Source organism: Pseudomonas sp. GW458-11-26-14-LB4 (assembly GCF_059423925.1).
Genome location: NZ_JBWKYU010000008.1, coordinates 66021 through 81800, shown reverse-complemented (window position 1 = coordinate 81800; position 15780 = coordinate 66021). Strand labels below are relative to the sequence as shown.

At 61.8% G+C, this 15780-nt stretch carries 14 protein-coding genes; 7 read left to right on the top strand and 7 right to left on the bottom strand.

Translation table 11 applies throughout. From position 1 onward, the window contains the following. Positions 1-8 precede the first annotated feature (8 nt). From dinG to pdxH, 5 genes are all read left to right on the top strand, one after another. Positions 9-2153, top strand: coding sequence for an ATP-dependent DNA helicase DinG (gene dinG / locus AC07XZ_RS12605; protein WP_102686600.1), 2145 nt, complete (start codon positions 9-11; stop codon positions 2151-2153). A 95-nt stretch (positions 2154-2248) separates the two neighbouring features. Further along, positions 2249-4729, top strand: coding sequence for a beta-galactosidase (locus AC07XZ_RS12600; protein WP_102686601.1), 2481 nt, complete (start codon positions 2249-2251; stop codon positions 4727-4729). 106 nt (positions 4730-4835) lie between these two features. Then, positions 4836-5981, top strand: a complete 1146-nt coding sequence (locus tag AC07XZ_RS12595; protein ID WP_011332785.1) for an EstA family serine hydrolase — start codon at positions 4836-4838, stop codon at positions 5979-5981. A 113-nt stretch (positions 5982-6094) separates the two neighbouring features. Beyond that, positions 6095-7198: an OmpA family protein gene (locus AC07XZ_RS12590; protein ID WP_007959138.1), complete on the top strand. Its 1104-nt coding sequence runs from the start codon at positions 6095-6097 to the stop codon at positions 7196-7198. 24 nt (positions 7199-7222) lie between these two features. Then, positions 7223-7870 carry a pyridoxamine 5'-phosphate oxidase gene (pdxH, locus tag AC07XZ_RS12585; RefSeq protein WP_102686602.1) on the top strand — a complete coding sequence of 216 codons (648 nt, stop codon included), beginning with the start codon at positions 7223-7225 and terminating at the stop codon, positions 7868-7870. Between the two features lie 5 nt (positions 7871-7875). On the opposite strand, the gene AC07XZ_RS12580 is transcribed toward pdxH, so the two are convergent. After that, on the bottom strand, positions 7876-8112 hold the full coding sequence (locus AC07XZ_RS12580; protein ID WP_102686603.1) for a hypothetical protein: 237 nt from the start codon (positions 8110-8112) through the stop codon (positions 7876-7878). 166 nt (positions 8113-8278) lie between these two features. Here AC07XZ_RS12580 and AC07XZ_RS12575 point away from each other — a divergent pair, with 166 nt between their 5' ends. Further along, positions 8279-8743: an outer membrane lipoprotein gene (locus tag AC07XZ_RS12575; RefSeq protein ID WP_007969461.1), complete on the top strand. Its 465-nt coding sequence runs from the start codon at positions 8279-8281 to the stop codon at positions 8741-8743. A 499-nt stretch (positions 8744-9242) separates the two neighbouring features. Here AC07XZ_RS12575 and AC07XZ_RS12570 read toward each other — a convergent pair whose 3' ends face one another. From AC07XZ_RS12570 to nhaA, 3 genes are all read right to left on the bottom strand, one after another. Continuing rightward, positions 9243-9659: a hypothetical protein gene (locus AC07XZ_RS12570; protein ID WP_371921025.1), complete on the bottom strand. Its 417-nt coding sequence runs from the start codon at positions 9657-9659 to the stop codon at positions 9243-9245. After that, positions 9656-9925 (bottom strand): hypothetical protein, encoded by a 270-nt coding sequence (locus tag AC07XZ_RS12565; protein ID WP_085605362.1) that lies wholly within the window; start codon positions 9923-9925, stop codon positions 9656-9658. The genes AC07XZ_RS12570 and AC07XZ_RS12565 overlap by 4 nt, the downstream gene beginning before the upstream one ends. Positions 9926-10128: 203 nt before the next feature. Beyond that, entirely contained in the window at positions 10129-11310 is a 1182-nt protein-coding gene (nhaA, locus tag AC07XZ_RS12560; protein ID WP_102686604.1) for a Na+/H+ antiporter NhaA, read from the bottom strand. 246 nt (positions 11311-11556) lie between these two features. Here nhaA and AC07XZ_RS12555 point away from each other — a divergent pair, with 246 nt between their 5' ends. Further along, positions 11557-12651, top strand: coding sequence for a PLP-dependent cysteine synthase family protein (locus tag AC07XZ_RS12555; RefSeq protein WP_102686605.1), 1095 nt, complete (start codon positions 11557-11559; stop codon positions 12649-12651). Positions 12652-12717: 66 nt separating this feature from the next. Here AC07XZ_RS12555 and AC07XZ_RS12550 read toward each other — a convergent pair whose 3' ends face one another. The 3 genes from AC07XZ_RS12550 to AC07XZ_RS12540 all read right to left on the bottom strand — a co-directional run bounded on the left by AC07XZ_RS12550 (position 12718) and on the right by AC07XZ_RS12540 (position 15739). Beyond that, entirely contained in the window at positions 12718-14331 is a 1614-nt protein-coding gene (locus AC07XZ_RS12550; RefSeq protein WP_102686606.1) for an NAD(P)/FAD-dependent oxidoreductase, read from the bottom strand. A gap of 95 nt (positions 14332-14426) precedes the next feature. Further along, complete coding sequence (locus AC07XZ_RS12545) at positions 14427-15080, bottom strand: COG3650 family protein (RefSeq protein WP_102686607.1); 654 nt, start codon at positions 15078-15080, stop codon at positions 14427-14429. A gap of 59 nt (positions 15081-15139) precedes the next feature. Continuing rightward, positions 15140-15739: a short chain dehydrogenase gene (locus tag AC07XZ_RS12540; protein ID WP_007959150.1), complete on the bottom strand. Its 600-nt coding sequence runs from the start codon at positions 15737-15739 to the stop codon at positions 15140-15142. Between the last annotated feature and the right edge of the window lie 41 nt (positions 15740-15780).

Sequence of the window (15780 nt, the reverse complement as noted above, 5' to 3'; positions counted from 1 at the left end):
GACACTCAATGATCAGCACTGAACTCAAAACCACGATCCAGGGCGCCTACTCGCGTTTTCTAGAGGCCAAGAGCCTCAAACCGCGTTACGGCCAGCGCCTGATGATCGCTGAAGTCGCCAAGGTCCTCGGGGATATCGACACCGACGACGAAGGCCGGCGCAGTGGCGACCCCGCGATTGTCGCGGTGGAAGCCGGCACCGGTACCGGCAAGACCGTGGCCTACAGCCTGGCGGCGATCCCGACGGCCAAACTGGCCGGCAAACGCCTGGTGATCGCCACCGCGACCGTCGCCCTGCAAGAGCAGATTGTCTACAAGGACTTGCCCGACCTGATGCGCAACAGCGGGCTGAACTTCAGCTTCGCCCTGGCCAAGGGCCGTGGCCGCTACATGTGCCTGTCCAAGCTCGACATGCTGTTGCAGGAAGGCAATGCGCAGACCGCCACCGCGCAGCTGTTCGAAGAAGAAGGCTTCAAGATCGAGGTCGATGAGGCCAGCCAGAAGCTGTTCACCAGCATGATCGAGAAGCTCGCCGGCAATAAATGGGACGGCGACCGCGACAGCTGGCCCAACGCGCTGGAAGACGCCGACTGGGCGCGCCTGACCACCGATCACAGCCAGTGCACCAACCGTCATTGCCCGAACTTCGGCCAGTGCGCCTTCTACAAGGCCCGCGAAGGCATGGGCAAGGTCGACGTGATCGTCACCAACCACGACATGGTGCTGGCCGACCTGGCGCTGGGCGGCGGGGCAGTCTTGCCCGATCCGCGCGACACCATTTATGTGTTCGACGAAGGCCACCACCTGCCGGACAAGGCCATCGGCCACTTCGCCCATTACACACGTCTGCGTTCCACCGCCGACTGGCTGGAAACCACCGCCAAGAACCTCACCAAACTGCTGGCCCAGCACCCGCTGCCGGGCGACCTCGGCAAGCTGATCGAGCAGGTGCCGGAGCTGGCGCGGGAGATCAAGACCCAGCAGCAATTCATGTTCACTGCCTGCGAACAGATTGCTGATTTCAAGCCCGGTGAAGACGTCGAAGGCCGCGAGCGTCCGCGTCATCGCTTCATCGGCGGGGTGATTCCGGAACACATGCGCGAGATGGGCATCGAGCTGAAAAAAGGCTTCGCCCGCCTCAACGACCTGTTCACCCGTCTGACGGATCTGCTCAAGGAAGGCATGGACGGCGAGGTCAACATCGGCATCGCCAGCAATCAGGCCGAAGAATGGTATCCACTGTTCGGCAGCCTGTTGTCCCGTGCTTCCGGCAACTGGGAGCTGTGGACCGCGTTCACCGCCGAAGACCCGGAAGACAACCCGCCGATGGCCCGCTGGCTGACCCTGGCCGAAAGCGGTTCGCTGTTCGATATCGAGGTCAACGCCAGCCCGATCCTCGCCGCCGAAACCCTGCGCCGCAGCCTGTGGAACGTGGCCTATGGCTGTCTGGTGACTTCGGCGACATTGACCGCGCTCGGCACGTTCGACCGTTTCCGCATGCGCGCCGGTCTGCCGAAAAAAGCCGTCACTGCCGTGGTGCCGAGCCCGTTCCATCACGCCGATGCCGGCGTGTTGCGGGTGCCGGACCTGAAGGCCGACCCACGCGATGCCGCCGCCCACACCGCCGCTATCATCCGCGATCTGCCGGAACTGGTCGAAGGTTCGCGCGGCAGTCTGGTGCTGTTCTCGTCGCGCAAACAGATGCAGGACGTGTTCGACGGCCTCGACCGCGACTGGCGCAAGCAAGTGTTCATTCAAGGCAACCTGTCGAAACAGGAAACCCTGAACAAGCACAAGGCGCGGGTTGATGGCGGTGATTCCAGCGTGCTGTTCGGCCTCGCCAGTTTTGCCGAAGGCGTGGATTTGCCGGGCGCCTATTGCGAGCACGTGGTGATCGCCAAGATTCCATTCTCGGTGCCGGACGATCCGGTCGAAGCCGCGCTGTCGGAATGGATCGAAGCCCGGGGCGGCAATCCGTTCATGGAAATCTCGGTGCCCGATGCCTCGCTGAAGCTGGTTCAGGCGTGCGGCCGTCTGCTGCGCACCGAAGAAGACCGCGGCACCATCACCTTGCTGGATCGGCGGCTGGTCACCCAGCGCTATGGCAAGGCGATCCTCAATGCGTTGCCTCCTTTCCGTCGTGAAATATCCTGAGACATCGGTGGGCAGTTTTGCCCGCCGCGTTGTCTATCTCTCTGCTATTGCTTTTCCATTGGCCCTCGTGGGTCGTTAGGGAGAAATCCGTTCTCATGATTCGTCGTTCGTTGCCTGCCGTTTTTGCCCTGGTTTTCGCTGGCCCCTTGCTGGCGGCACCTGCCGGCCAGCAGACCCTGTTCAACTTTGTCCGCCCCGCCGACGTGGTGAAAGTGGCGACCGAAAACGCCGACCTGCCGCAAGCCAACGCCGAGCAGACCCCCGAAGGCGAAGTGCTGCGCCGGGTGACGTTCAACCCGACGGCGCGCCCGACCTTGCGCCTGAGCCCGCAGACCGGTGCCTGGGACTGGTCGCAGTCCGGCATGATGAGCCTGCGTATCCAGAGTGCGATGAACTGGGCAGTGACCGTCTACGTGCAAATCCAGAGCAACGACGGCAAGACTCTGGTCAGTCGCGTCGATCTGCCGGCCGGCCCGGCGCAGACCTTGCTCGTGCCGTTGACCGCGACCTCGCCACTCAGCCAGGGCATGAAAGCCGGGCCGGTGATGCCGATGACGATCGACGGGCAGCGCATCCTGCTGGCGAGCAGCAGTGGTGAGCTGGATCGCAGCCAGGTGGTGTCGGTCAGCCTGTCGATGGATCAGCCGAAAGCCGCGCAAAGTCTGTTGCTCGAGCGCTTTGGCGTGCAGGACGAAGGCGAAGTGATCAAATCCGCCTACGGCAATCTGGTGGATGCCTACGGCCAGTCGACTCGCGGCAAGTGGCCAGAGAAAGTCGCCAATGACGAACAACTGAAATCCGCCGCCGCCAAAGAGCAGCAACAACTGAACACCTGGCTGGCCGAGCGCGAAAAGTCGTCGCTGGACAAGTTCGGTGGCTGGAGCAAAGGCCCGGCGTTCAAGGCCAGCGGTTTCTTCCGCACCGAAAAGCGTGACGGCCGCTGGTATCTGGTGACGCCCGAGGGCCATCCGTTCTATTCCCTGGGCGTGAACACCGTCAGCCCGGAGGTCAACCAGACCTACGTGGCCGGCCGCGAGTACATGTTCGAATCCCTGCCAAAACCGGGAGAGCCGCTGGCCAGTCATTTCGGCGAAGGCGACAACCGTGGCGGCAACGGTGTCGATCAGGGTCGTGGCTACAACTTCGGTCGCTGGTACGACTTCTACGGCGCCAACCTTCAGCGCCTGTATGGCGAGCCATGCACCCAGGACAGCGGCAACAAGGCCGGAGTCGCCGAAGCCGCCAAGGCCGGGGCCGCCGAAGAAGCCGCGACCAACGCCAGTGCACCGGTCGCCGCCTCCGAACAGCCGAAAGCCGGGGTCGCCGAGTCGGCAGCCACCAGCGGGCAAAGCGTTGCGACGCCGTGCACGAACACGGTCGACGAGCAAAAGTGGGCCAGCCACACCCTTAATCGCCTGCAAGCCTGGGGCTTCAACACGGTCGGTAACTGGAGCGCCCCCGTCCTCGGTAACGCCGAGCGCATGCCGTACACCTTGCCGCTGTCGATCGTCGGCGATTACGCCAGCATCAGCACCGGCACCGATTGGTGGGGCGGCATGCCTGACCCGTTCGATCCGCGCTTCGCCATGGCCACCGAGCGCGCCGTGGCGATTGCCGCCCGCGATCATCGCGATGATCCGTGGCTGATCGGCTACTTCGCCGACAACGAGCTGGCCTGGGCTGGCCCTGGTGATGATCCGAAATCCCGTTACGCGCTGGCCTACGGCACCTTGAAAATGACCACCGACGTTCCGGCCAAACGTGCGTTCCTCAAGCAGTTGCGCGACAAGTACCGCAATCAGGCGGGGCTGTCGAAGGCCTGGGGCATTGATCTGCCGGCGTGGGAATTGATGGAAGACCCGGGTTTCGAAGCACCGCTGCCGAATCCTGAGCATCCGGAAATCGAGGCCGACTTCAAATACTTCCAGAAGGTCTTCGCCGACACGTACTTCAAGACCATTTCCGACTCGCTGAAATGGCACGCGCCGAACCAGTTGCTGCTCGGTGGCCGTTTCGCCACCAGCACCCCGGAAGCGGTGGCGTCCTGCGCCCAGTATTGCGACGTGCTGAGCTTCAACATGTACACCCTGCAACCGCAGGACGGCTATGACTTCGCCGCGCTGCGCAGCCTTGACAAACCGGTGCTGATCACCGAGTTCAACTTCGGCTCCACCGACCGTGGCCCGTTCTGGGGCGGCGTGACCCCGTTGAGCAAGGAAGAAGACCGCGGCCCGGCCTACGCCAACTTCCTCAAACAGGCGCTGAGCGAGCCGTCGATTGTCGGCGTGCACTGGTTCCAGTATCTGGACCAACCGGTGACCGGGCGCCTGCTCGATGGTGAGAACGGGCACTTTGGTCTGGTCGGTGTCACCGATCTGCCGTTCCAGGGTTTTGTCGAAACGGTGCGCAAAAGCAACCTGGCGACCGTCGATCAGTTGAGCAAAGAGGCGCAGAAAACGGCTGCCGCAGCGGACAAGGCCGGCCACGAAACCGAAGGCGGCCGCAAGGCTGACGCCGGCAAAGGCCCGGGGCAGGGGGCAGGCCATACAGGCGGGCATTCCGGCAACGGCCACTGATCGTTACGAAACCTTAAGACCGCCCGGCCCGCAGCGGTTCCCAAAAGCCTCTCGGGCTGGAACAATGCGGGCCACTTTGTAGAGCGTTTTCGCGGGGGAGTTGCGGGTGCAGATTCAGGGCCATTACGAGCTTCAATTCGAAGCGGTGCGCGAAGCCTTCGCCGCACTGTTCGACGATCCCCAGGAACGCGGCGCCGCGTTGTGCATTCGGGTCGGCGGCGAAACCGTCCTCGACCTCTGGTCCGGCACCGCCGACAAGGACGGCGCCGAGGCCTGGCACAGCGACACCATCGCCAACCTGTTCTCCTGCACCAAGACCTTCACCGCCGTCACCGCGCTGCAACTGGTTGCCGAAGGCAAGTTGCAGCTCGATGCGCCGGTCGCCCGTTACTGGCCGGAATTCGCCGCTGCCGGCAAGGAATCCGTCACCCTGCGCCAACTGCTTTGCCATCAGGCCGGTCTCCCGGCCCTGCGCGAATTGCTGGCGCCTGAGGCGCTGTATGACTGGCAGACCATGGTCGACGCTCTCGCCGCCGAAGCGCCGTGGTGGACGCCTGGCACTGGTCACGGTTATGCCGCGATCACCTACGGCTGGCTGATCGGCGAATTGCTGCGGCGCGCCGACGGTCGCGGGCCGGGGGAATCGATTGTGGCGCGGGTCGCCAAACCGCTGGGGCTGGATTTCCATGTCGGTTTGGCCGACGAGGAATTCCATCGTGTTGCGCACATCGCCCGGGGCAAGGGCAATACTGGCGACGCCGCTGCCCAGCGCCTGCTGCAAGTGACCATGCGCGAACCGACGGCCATGACCACCCGGGCCTTCACCAATCCGCCGTCGGTGCTCACCAGCACCAACAAACCGGAATGGCGCCGTATGCAGCAACCGGCGGCCAACGGCCACGGCAATGCACGCAGCCTGGCCGGGTTCTACGCCGGTCTGCTCGACGGCAGCCTGCTGGAAAGCGAAATGCTCGACGAACTGACCCGTGAACACAGCCTCGGCGAGGACAAAACCTTGCTGACCCGCACCCGTTTCGGTCTCGGTTGCATGCTCGATCAACCCGACGTGCCGAACGCCACTTACGGCCTCGGCCCGCGTGCATTCGGCCATCCGGGTGCCGGCGGTTCCATCGGTTTTGCTGATCCGGAGCACGATGTGGCCTTCGGATTTGTGACAAATACCCTGGGACCGTACGTCTTGATGGATCCGCGCGCGCAGAAGCTGGCGCGGGTACTAGCCACTTGTCTGTAAAGCGTCGTCCGAGGTTCCAGGGCCGGAACCTCATGGCGAATTTCGTTTCAAAGCGTCTGTTTATCCGGGCGAAAGTCCTCTGATTGTTCATAACTTCTTTTTGTGGGTTTCCAATGTCGTCCAAACAAACTCTCGCCCTGGCCCTGTGTTTCGCAATCACCGGTTGTGCACAGACCCCGAAGAACGACGCCGATGGCGGCAGCTGGTGGCCGTTCGGTTCTTCCGACAAAGTCGCAGCCAAGGAGCCGGCTCCGGCGCCTGCGCCTTTGAAACCGGCCGCCACCGCGCCTGTGGCCAAGGCCGAGAGCAGCAGCCCGTGGTACTGGCCGTTTGGCTCGGACGACTCGGCGGCCAAGCCTGAAGTGAAAGCTGAAGCCAAACCCGAAGCCAAGCCAGTCGAAGTCGCCAAGGCCGAGGCCGACAAGGGCGGCAAATGGTGGTGGCCGTTCGGCGGCAAGGAGCAGGACACCGCCAAAGTCGTACCGATGCCCGATCCGAAGGTGACTCAAGCCTGGCTGGATGACTACGAGCCGCGCCTGCGCACCGCGATCAAGGACAGCAACCTGCAACTCGAGCGCCGTGAAAACGTGCTGGTCGTGACCGCGCCGGTGGAAGGCTCGTTCAACCCGGATCGCCCTGCGATGCTGCTGCCAGTGACCCTCGGCCCGTTCACCCGCGTGGCGAAAATCCTCGAAGCCGACCCGAAAACCGCCGTGCTGGTGCTCGGTCACAGTGACACCACCGGCGCCGCTCCGGCCAACGTCAAGTTGAGCCAGGAACGCGCCCAGGCCGTGGCGGCAATCTTCCGCCTCAGCGGTCTGCAGCGTGATCGCCTGATGCTGCGCGGCATGGGTTCCGAAGCACCGCGTGCCGCCAACGACAGCGTTGAAGGCCGTGCCCTGAACCGTCGTGTCGAACTGCTGGTGACCCCGCAGAACACCATGGTCGCGCTGCTGAGCAAATACAACATGCCAGCACCGAAGCCAGTGACCATGGTTGCTGCCCAGGACGTCAAGCCTGCCGCCAAACCGGTGACCCCGGCGCCGGCTGCGAAGAAAGCCGCTGTACCGGCCACCAAAAAGGCTCCGGCCAAGAAAGCCGCCGCCAAGGCTCCAGCGAAAAAGGCCCCGGCCAAGGCTCCGGCGAAAAAGACCGCGCCCGCCAAAGCTGCCGCAACCGACAAGAAAGTCGCTGCGACCGATACCACCAAAAAGTGATCCGCTAACGAAAAGGAATGCGCCGTGACCCAGTCTCTGGCAGATATGCGTCGTGATTACACCCGGGATGGCCTGACCGAGGCGCAAGCCCCGGCCGAGCCCTTTGCGTTGTTTCACCAGTGGTTTGCCGAAGCGGTGAAAACCGAACAGGCGCCGGTGGAAGCCAACGCCATGACCCTGGCCACGGTGGATGCGGACGGCCGTCCGCATTGCCGCATTCTGCTGCTCAAGGGGCTGGACGAGCAGGGCTTCACCTTCTTCACCAACTACGAAAGCGCCAAGGGCCAGCATCTGGCGGCGAACCCGTTTGCTGCCATGACGTTCTTCTGGCCGACCCTGGAGCGCCAGGTGCGTATCGAAGGGCGGGTGGTGAAGGTCTCGCCTGAAGAATCCGACGCTTACTATCAGGTGCGACCGCTGGGCAGCCGACTCGGCGCCTGGGCCTCACCGCAGAGCCGGGTGATCAACGGCCGGGGTGAACTGGAAGATTTGCTCAAGGCGACCGAGCAACGCTTCACCGACACTCAGCCTCACTGCCCGGAACACTGGGGTGGCTACCGCTTGCTCCCCGAGCGCATGGAATTCTGGCAGGGCCGCGCGAGCCGCCTGCACGATCGCCTCAACTACCGTGTGCAGGGCGCCGACTGGATTCTTGAACGTCTGGCACCCTGAGCAGTCTACCGAGCGGGATAGCCTGCCGCAGCGGCTTGGAGCCACTTCGGCAGGTCCCGGCGCTTGATCTTCTGCGCCTGAGCCTGCTTCAGCCGTTCGAGCATGAAGGCGCGTTTGCCTTCGTCCTTGCCGGCCAGTGACAGGGCCAGGTCGCGATCCATCCAGCGTTTGATCCGCACATACAGCCACCAGTGGAAGTACAGACCGGCGGCGGTGGTGACGACAATGATGAAGTAATCCATGGAAATCCTTGGGTCGGCGGCGCAGGAAACGGATTTTGGCGCTACTGTTGGGTGAGTTCGCGGGTGCCTGTACCGGGCCTGAATGAAAGCAACTTTATCCGGGCGACGCCGTGACAGGCGTCAAGCTGCGGAGTTTAATGAATACCTGTCCTTTGGAGTTGATGCTATGCGTAAGTCTGTTCTGCTGGTTGCTTCCTTTTCCACGATGGCGATGTTGCTGACCGGCTGCCAGTCGAGCCTGACCGGTGACTCCTACTCCCGTGACGAAGCGCGTCGCGTGCAGACGATTCGCATGGGCACCATCGAATCCCTGCGTCCGGTGAAAATCGAAGGCACCAAAACCCCGATTGGTGGTGCAGCCGGTGCAGTGGTTGGCGGTGTTGGCGGCAGTGCCATCGGCGGCGGCAAAGGCAGCATCGTTGCGGCCGTTATCGGTGCCGTGGCCGGCGGCTTGATCGGTTCGGCCACTGAAGAAGGCCTGACCCGCACCCAGGGCGTTGAAATCACCGTGCGCGAAGACGACGGCAGCATGCGCGCCTACGTGCAGCAGGTTCAGGAGAATGAAGTGTTCCGCGTAGGCGAGCGGGTACGGATTTCGACCGTTGGCGGCACCAGCCGCGTTTCGCACTAAGCGCGAACAAGCGGTAAAAGAAAACCCCGATCAGGTGACTGGTCGGGGTTTTTGTTTGGTGTTCACCAGTGATCCCGATAGACGAATGCGATTGGGTAGGACGTATCTTTAAAGGCGTGGGTGATTGTTCGACGTGAATAAAGGCCGACATTAAGAGAAGTCGTAGGCGTGTGATCTAGATCAGTTTATCGAGCACGAACTCTTTAAACCAAGGTGGCTGTACGTCAGATTTGATTTCAATCAGCTCCCCGTCTGTGATCTCTGCAACCTGTGTCAGTCCTTCGCTACCTTCGTCGGAGTTATCAAAGATATAAGCTCTGTTCGAGGTGAGGATTGCATCCGATAGGAGCGCCAGAGACCTCCAGTAACGCTTTCGTATCTTTTCAGGAGGAACGTTGTGCCCACCCTGTGATACGCGATAGGCAACCCTGGCGACATTGATTTCCGGGTCGGCTGTTGCAACGTAATAGACGTAAACCCTGTACCCGGATCTCTGGGCTTAGTAAAGCAAATCGACTTTATCTGAGGAGGACATGACGGTTTCGAACGTAAAACTGATTTTCTCTTTGATCAAAGAGCGCCGTATGAAGTCGGAAAGAGCGGAGGCTACATAGGAGTCGATCTGAGTATCCGAGAAGCTGAGCCTGTCACCTTCAATCGTAATCGAATCCAATTTTGCCAATGACTCTGGAGCTTTTTTCAGCAGGGCGTGGTTGCGGAAAAAATCGAAAATGTCATTTTTGTGAGATTCGATGCGATAGGTGGTGAAATCAAAATAACCAGTGTCTTTGATTGCACGCTCTATATCATCCGGGTTTATGTAATTTCCCAATAGATGCGCAGGAACCAGCCGATTAAAGGTGCTTTTTCCTGAGCCATTTGGTCCGGCGAATATACGTACCCTCGGTGTGCTCAAGAAACGACCTGTTTAGGCAGTTTGCTGATTTGCAGGCGAGTCCCGCTTTTCAGGTTTCCATATGTGCCGATCGAGCGCAGTGCAACCGAAGATTTTTCTGTCACTTCAAACAGCTGACCATCTTTGGCGACAAGCACAGCAGCACCGTTGGCAAGCGCCATTTTGTAGGCGTTGTTGAACGCTTTCAGGGCAATGTCCGGAATATAAGACTCCTGCACGGCAATCTGACTGTCCGTCATTGGGCGCTTTTCTGCTTTGCGTGACATGGAAGGCTCCGAAAAAACGTTCTGAGGTGACGCTGCTGTCAACAGAAGATATAGCACACTTGAAAGGCTCAGGTTAAGCGCTGCGAGCAGCGCCAACGGGAGACTACCAATGCTTTGCAGGGTTCTGGAGCCCAATCATGTGTGTGAATCTTTCATTGAGTCTTGGGCCTTCCAGTGAGAGGCGCGTAATGAGCGTGTTAACTTCATTGTGTGGATCCTTTTCTGCTCGCCGCCAACGTCACCGCATAACCGATCAATGCCGCAAACACCGACCCGGTGAGAATGCCCATCCGGTCCATCCCGGCGTATTCACTGGCGCCCGGCACGAAGGCGAGGGAGCCGACAAACAGGCTCATGGTGAAGCCGATCCCGCAGAGGATCGCCACGCCCAGCACCTGGCCCCAATTGGCGCCCTGGGGCAGGGCGGCGATGCCGGTTTTGACGGCGAGCCAGGTCAGGCCGAACACGCCGAGGGTCTTGCCCAGCAGCAGGCCGACGGCGATGCCCATCGGCACGTGGTGGGTGAAGCTTTCGGCGGTCACTCCGGTCAGCGACAGGCCGGCGTTGGCGAAGGCGAACAGCGGCAGGATGCCGTAGGCCACCCACGGGTGCAGCGCGTGTTCGAGGGTCAGCAGCGGCGAAGGTTCGGCATTCTTGGTGCGCAGCGGGATGCAGAACGCCAGGGTCACGCCGGCCAGCGTCGCGTGGACACCGCTCTTGAGTACGCAGACCCAGAGGATCAAACCAATGATCATGTACGGCCCGAGCTTGACCACGCCGAGCCGGTTCATCGCCACCAGCGCCGCGATGCACGCCGCCGCCAGGCCCAGCGACAGGGTCGACAGTTCGCCGGAGTAGAAGATCGCGATGATCACGATGGCGCCGAGGTCATCGATGATCGCCAGGGTCATCAGGAACAGCTTCAGCGACACCGGCACGCGCTTGCCGAGCAAGGCCAGCACGCCGAGGGCGAAGGCGATGTCGGTGGCAGTCGGAATCGCCCAGCCGTCGAGGGCGCCCGGGTTGTCGCGGTTGAGGAACCAGTAGATCAGCGCCGGCACCAGCATGCCGCCGATGGCCGCCGCGCCGGGAAGGACGATCTGCGACGGTTTCGACAACTGGCCGTCGAGGACTTCGCGCTTCACTTCCAGGCCGATCAGCAGGAAAAACAGCGCCATTAGGCCGTCGTTGATCCACAGCAGCAGGGGCTTGGCGATCTTCAACGCGCCGATCTGCGCCACCACCGGGGTGTCGAGCAGGCCGCTGTACAACCACGACAGCGGCGAGTTGTTGATGATTAGAGCCAGGATGGCCGCGACGATCAGTAACAGACCGCTGGCAGCTTCCAACTGAAAGAAACGCGTGAAAGTGCTACGCAGAGGCAAGGTCGCTCTCCATCGATAAAGTCAAAAGGTGGCACACCCTAACCCGTACCGTTAGTTGTTAAAACAAAAGTTATATTCTTTTTTGTTATATGCGGTTACAGAGCGCCAGGCCGACATGCAGCAGAGCCTAGCAGTTGCCCGAGGGATTGAAGCTCAGCTGTATCTGTCGGTGCCGTGGGATTTTTCCTAAGCTTGGGGGCTGAGCCTGTGAAGGCACTTCTGCCCGATTCAACGAGAACGACAGCCATGAGCGACAACCGACAGTGGGCCCGCGAAGCCATCCGGATCATCGAAGCGGACTTCCAGCGCAGCGCCGACACCCACCTGATCCCCTTGCCGCTGCCGGGGTTCCCGGGCATCGAGTTGTACTTCAAGGACGAGTCCAGCCACCCGACCGGCAGCCTCAAGCATCGGCTGGCCCGCTCGCTGTTTCTCTATGCCTTGTGTAACGGCTGGCTTAAACCCGGCGCGCCGGTGATCGAGGCGTCCAGCGGTTCGACGGCGATTTCCGAGGCGTATTTCGCGCGGATGCTCGGCCTGCCATTCATTGCGGTGATGCCGGCGACCACCTCCAAGGAAAAAATTGCGCAGATCGCGTTCTACGGAGGCCAGAGTCATCTGGTGGACGATCCGACCCAGATCTACGCCGAATCCGAACGCCTGGCCCGCGAGCACGACGGTCACTTCATCGACCAGTTCACCTACGCCGAACGCGCCACTGACTGGCGGGCGAACAACAATATCGCCGAGTCGATCTTCCAGCAGATGCGTTACGAGCAGCACCCGTGCCCGGCCTGGCTGATTTCCAGTCCCGGCACCGGCGGCACCACCGCGACCCTCGGGCGTTACGTGCGTTATCGCCAGCACTGCACCCGCGTGCTGTGCGCCGATGCCGAGCGTTCGGTGTTCTTCGACTTCTACCAGACCGGCGACGCGAGTTTGCGTCTGGACCACGGTTCACGCATCGAAGGCATCGGCCGGCCACGAGTGGAAGCGTCGTTCCTGCCGAAGGTCATCGATGCGATGGTCAAGGTGCCGGACGCCTTGTCGCTGGCGGCCATGCATTACCTGGCGCAGCGTCTGGGCCGGCATGTGGGCGGGTCGAGCGGCACCAACCTGATCGGCGCGCTGATGGCGGCGCAGCAGATGAAAGCGGCGGGGGAGTCGGGCTCGATCGTGGCGATTCTGTGCGATGGCGGCGAGCGTTACGCAGACACCTATTACGATCCAGCGTGGCTCAAGGCGCAGGGCTATGAGCTGGAGGGATTGATGGCGGCTGTGGCAGCGAGTGCCGAGCAAGGTGAGGCGCTGCCGGCCTCGGTTCTGCGCGCCAATATCTGACGCCGAAAACGACTGTGGGAGCGAATTCGCTCCCACAGTTTTTTGCAGTGTTTCAGGTCGTGCGGATCAGTCTTTCAGACCGAGGATGTCACGCGCCACGGCTTCCGCGATGCGAATGCCATCGACACCCGCCGACAGAATCCCGCCTGCATAACCCGCGCCTTCACCGGCCGGGAACAGACCTTTGACGTTCATGCTCTGCAGCGTCTCGTTACGCGTGATGCGCAGCGGAGACGAGGTGCGGGTCTCGATCCCGGTCAGCACCGCATCGTGCAGCGAATAACCGCGAATCTGCTTCTCGAACGCCGGCAGGGCCTCACGAATGGCTTCGATGGCGAAGTCCGGCAGGGCCAGGGCCAGATCGCCCAGCGAGACGCCCGGTTTGTACGACGGCTCGACTTCGCCCAGCGCGGTGGATGGTGTGCCGGCGATGAAGTCGCCGACCAGTTGCGCCGGCGCCTTGTAGTCGCTGCCGCCGAGGATGAAGGCGTGGGATTCCAGACGTTCCTGCAACTCGATACCGGCCAGCGGACCGCCCGGATAATCGACTTCCGGGGTGATGCCGACGACGATGCCGGAGTTGGCATTGCGCTCGTTACGCGAGTACTGGCTCATGCCGTTGGTGACCACGCGGTTCGGCTCGGAAGTCGCCGCCACCACGGTACCGCCCGGGCACATGCAGAAGCTGTAGACCGAACGGCCGTTCTTGGCGTGGTGCACCAGTTTGTAGTCGGCGGCGCCCAATTTAGGGTGTCCGGCATACTTGCCAAGACGTGCGCGGTCGATCAGCGATTGCGGGTGCTCGATACGGAAACCCACCGAGAACGGCTTGGCTTCCATGAACACGCCACGGCTGTGGAGCATGCGGAAGGTGTCGCGGGCACTGTGGCCGAGGGCCAGAATCACGTGTTTCGAATGCAGGGTTTCGCCGCTGGCCAGCTCGACGCCGACCAGTTGGCCGTCTTCGATCAGCACGTCGGTGACACGCTCCTGGAAGCGCACTTCACCGCCCAGGGCACGGATTTCTTCGCGCATGGTCTCGACCATGCCGGTCAGACGGAACGTACCGATGTGCGGCTTGCTGACGTAAAGGATTTCTTCCGGCGCACCGGCCTTCACGAATTCGTGCAGGACTTTACGGCCGAGGAATTTCGGATCCTTGATCTGGCTGTACAGCTTGCCGTCGGAGAACGTGCCCGCGCCGCCTTCGCCGAACTGCACGTTGGACTCGGGGTTGAGCACGCTTTTGCGCCACAGGCCCCAGGTGTCCTTGGTGCGCTGGCGCACTTCGGTGCCGCGCTCGAGGATGATCGGCTTGAAGCCCATCTGTGCCAGCAACAGGCCGGCGAAGATCCCGCACGGGCCGAAACCGACCACGATCGGGCGCTGGCTCAGGTCGCTTGGCGCCTGGCCGACGAATTTGTAGCTGACATCCGGCGCCACGTTGACGTTACGGTCGTCGGCGAACTTGCCCAGCACTTTGGCCTCGTCGCGCACTTCGAGGTCGATGGTGTAGATGAAGCACAGTTCGGAGGACTTTTTGCGCGCATCGTAGCTGCGCTTGAACAAGGTGAAATCGAGCAGGTCATCGCTGGCGATGCCCAGGCGTTGCACGATGGCAGCGCGCAGGTCTTCGTCGGGATGGTCGATCGGCAGCTTGAGTTCGGTGATTCGTAACATGACAGGATCCGGTTCGCGGGGCGCACAACTGCGCCAGGGCGTTTGAAGGCGGCGATTATAAGCCGCATCGGCCGGATCCCGTGAGGGTAAAACGATCAGTCGTTACGCGAACCGCCGAAATACCCGCAACCACGCTGCACCTTGCCGTCGATACGCAGCTCGGCGCTCATGTGCTGCACGCTGCCGGTGCTGCTGTCGACGCAGCGCTGCGGCGCCACCCACAGCTCGATGCGCTGGTTGTTGGCTTCGCTGCTGAGATTGAAACGGCCGTCGCCCAGTTGCTCTTCGACGTAAGGCACGGCGAGCGGCGGCTGGCCTTCGCGGTCGATGACCAGGCCTTTGCCGCTGACCTTGACGTTCCATTCCGGACCATGACCGGCGGCGCGCAGGATCAACTGTTTGAAGTTGGGATCGTCGCAGGCAGTGCCGGAGCGTTCGACACGGTACAACTGGGTCAGGTCGAGGCGGTCGCCGGCGATCTTCCCGCGCACGTCGGCAAACAGCTTGCCCTGTTGATCGGCCAGGGTGACGGCCTCTTGCAGGACGCTGGTGCCGCCGATGTCATTGACCACGTACTGGCGCTGCTCGCCGCAGGCCTGGAACACCAGTTTGCCGTCGGCAGCGGTCAGTTGCCCCTGCATCCGCGTCTGGCCGACGTGGGAGGCGCTTTCCCGCGCACCATCGAACAACTGGCACGCGGCAAACAACGGGAGCAGGGCAACAACGATCAGGGAACGGGCAACACGCATCTTTGGCTCTCCAGACAAGTGCCGCCACGTTACGCAGGCTGACCGTTCATCACAAGGGTTTAGCCCACGTGAAATGTCTGACCTGTCTGCAAGCCTTCGACACTTTTGGCGTAGGCCAATGCCACATCCGCCGCAGGAACCGGCTTATAGCCACGGAAATAGGGGGCATAGCTGCCCATGGCTTCTACAAGCACGGTCGGGCTGATCGAGTTCACCCGCAGGCCGCGTGGCAGTTCGATGGCCGCTGCGCGGACGAAGCTGTCCAGCGCGCCGTTGACCAGTGCAGCCGAAGCGCCGCTGCGGATCGGATCGTGGCTGAGCACGCCGGTGGTGAAGGTGAACGATGCGCCGTCGTTGGCGAACTCACGGCCGATCAGCAGCAGATTGACCTGGCCCATCAACTTGTCTTTCAGGCCGAGGGCGAAGCTGTCTTCGGTCATTTCACCCAGCGGGGCGAAGGTCACGTTGCCAGCGGCGCAGACCAGTGCGTCGAACTTGCCGGTCTGTTCGAACAGCTTGCGGATCGATGCGCTGTCGCTGATATCCACCTGGAAATCGCCGCTGCTGCGACCGATACGAATGACTTCATGACGCTGCGACAGCTCTTTGTCCACGGCCGAACCGATGGTGCCGCCCGCGCCTATCAACAGAATTTTCATCGTGATTGCCTCAAGTGATTGAACGAGGTTTCAGTCTAGAG

Coding starts and splice junctions, on each gene's coding strand:
- AC07XZ_RS12550 (WP_102686606.1), bottom strand. CDS start 14,331: ATGTTACGAATCACCGAACTCAAGCTGCCGATCGACCATCCCGACGAA.
- AC07XZ_RS12565 (WP_085605362.1), bottom strand. CDS start 9,925: ATGTCACGCAAAGCAGAAAAGCGCCCAATGACGGACAGTCAGATTGCC.
- AC07XZ_RS12540 (WP_007959150.1), bottom strand. CDS start 15,739: ATGAAAATTCTGTTGATAGGCGCGGGCGGCACCATCGGTTCGGCCGTG.
- AC07XZ_RS12590 (WP_007959138.1), top strand. CDS start 6,095: ATGTCGTCCAAACAAACTCTCGCCCTGGCCCTGTGTTTCGCAATCACC.
- AC07XZ_RS12600 (WP_102686601.1), top strand. CDS start 2,249: ATGATTCGTCGTTCGTTGCCTGCCGTTTTTGCCCTGGTTTTCGCTGGC.
- AC07XZ_RS12555 (WP_102686605.1), top strand. CDS start 11,557: ATGAGCGACAACCGACAGTGGGCCCGCGAAGCCATCCGGATCATCGAA.
- AC07XZ_RS12545 (WP_102686607.1), bottom strand. CDS start 15,080: ATGCGTGTTGCCCGTTCCCTGATCGTTGTTGCCCTGCTCCCGTTGTTT.
- dinG (WP_102686600.1), top strand. CDS start 9: ATGATCAGCACTGAACTCAAAACCACGATCCAGGGCGCCTACTCGCGT.
- AC07XZ_RS12580 (WP_102686603.1), bottom strand. CDS start 8,112: ATGGATTACTTCATCATTGTCGTCACCACCGCCGCCGGTCTGTACTTC.
- AC07XZ_RS12575 (WP_007969461.1), top strand. CDS start 8,279: ATGCGTAAGTCTGTTCTGCTGGTTGCTTCCTTTTCCACGATGGCGATG.